This is a genomic window from Streptomyces sp. WM4235 (assembly GCF_001279725.1).
GTDB lineage: Bacteria > Actinomycetota > Actinomycetes > Streptomycetales > Streptomycetaceae > Streptomyces.
Map to the genome: position 1 here is coordinate 1 of NZ_LGDE01000258.1, position 585 is coordinate 585.

Consider the following 585-nt stretch of genomic DNA (forward strand, 5'->3'; position numbering starts at 1 on the left):
TGGCGACCACTTGCGGCAGGCCGAGGGGGAAGTCCCCCACGGCGATGGACAGGCAGAACACCAGGAAGGTCGCCGCCATCAGCGCCAGTGTGACCAGCAGCCAGGTCGTGATCGCCTCCATCACGGCGCTCACGGAGAGGCCGATGAGGATGAGCCTGAAGCCGTCGACCCCGCGCCGCCACGCCAGGAAGTACACCAGCAGGCCCGTGGAGAGGCCGCCCGCGAGCGCCGCCCCGGACAGACCCACGGAGCTGACGACCGCGGCGGTGGCCCCGCCCGACACCGTCACCAGCAGGACCGCGACCGCGCCGGCGCCTCCGGTGATGCCCAGGATGTCCGGACTGGCCAGCGGATTGCGGGCGATGGACTGGGTGATGGCCCCGGACATCCCCAGCGCGACGCCCACGACGAGTCCGGCCAGGGCCCGCGGCATGCGCAAGTCCATGATCACGAACTGGTCGACCTGCTCGCCCCCGCCGAAGAGCGTGGCGACCACTTGCGGCAGGCCGAGGGGGAAGTCCCCCACGGCGATGGACAGGCAGAACACCAGGAAGGTCGCCGCCATCAGCGCCAGTGTGACCAGCA

Annotated in this window: 1 pseudogene; it reads right to left on the bottom strand. The window is 71.1% G+C overall.

The annotated features are described in order from the left end of the window. Positions 1-88: 88 nt before the first annotated feature. Positions 89-583, bottom strand: a pseudogene (locus ADK55_RS18625) (iron chelate uptake ABC transporter family permease subunit); the annotation flags it as partial. Positions 584-585 lie beyond the last annotated feature (2 nt).